Origin of the sequence: Burkholderia sp. Ac-20384, assembly GCF_017104605.1 — a bacterium.
In the GTDB taxonomy this organism is placed as follows: Bacteria; Pseudomonadota; Gammaproteobacteria; order Burkholderiales; family Burkholderiaceae; genus Burkholderia; species Burkholderia lata.
Genome location: NZ_JAAGPE010000724.1, coordinates 1 through 719 on the forward strand (window position 1 = coordinate 1; position 719 = coordinate 719).

The 719-nt window shown below is 71.6% G+C and carries 2 protein-coding genes; both read left to right on the forward strand.

What is annotated here, in order from left to right:
- Nucleotides 1-388, forward strand: a 388-nt coding sequence (locus G3O00_RS43035) for a MotA/TolQ/ExbB proton channel family protein (protein ID WP_206146637.1), incomplete at its 5' end; no start/stop codon positions are given.
- Nucleotides 389-412: 24 nt separating this feature from the next.
- Nucleotides 413-719 (forward strand): biopolymer transporter ExbD (locus G3O00_RS43040; RefSeq protein WP_206146638.1); only part of this gene is annotated, 307 nt, incomplete at its 3' end.

The following is a 719-nucleotide window of genomic DNA, read 5'->3' on the forward strand; positions in this document are numbered from 1 at the left end:
CCCGGCCGCGCTGGCCGCGCGCGTCGAGCGCAGCGAACGCGTGCTGCGCGCGCTGCGGCACGCGATGCTGCGCTCGCAGCGGCGCCTCGAATTCGGCCAGGTGCTGCTCGCGTCGATCGGCAGCACCGCGCCGTTCGTCGGGCTGCTGGGCACCGTGTGGGGCATCTACCACGCGCTCGGCAGCATCGCCGCGAGCGGGCAGGCGCAGATCGAGAACGTCGCGGGGCCGGTCGGCGAGGCGCTGATCATGACCGCGTTCGGGCTCGTCGTCGCGATTCCCGCGGTGCTGGCCTACAACATCCTCGGGCGGCTCGTGCGGCAGCTCGCCGAGGAGCTCGACGGCTTCGCGCGCGACCTGCACGTGTTCGTGTGCGCGCAGGAAGCCTGACGCACCCATTCCGGAGAAGCGGCCATGGCATTCGGCGGACTCGAGCACCACAAGACGTCCGCGCCGATGGCGGAGATCAACATGACTCCGCTGATCGACGTGATGCTGGTGCTGCTCGTCATCTTCATCATCACCGCGCCGCTGATGACGCACGCGATCCGGCTCGACCTGCCGAAGGTCGCGGCCAGCGTCGCGCGCGACACGCCGCAATCCGTCACCTTGTCGATCGACGACGCCGGCAAGCTGTACTGGGACGACTCACCGGTCGCGCTCGATGCGCTGCCCGCGCGCTTCCGGGCCGCCGCCGCGGGCGGCGCGCCGCCCGACCTGC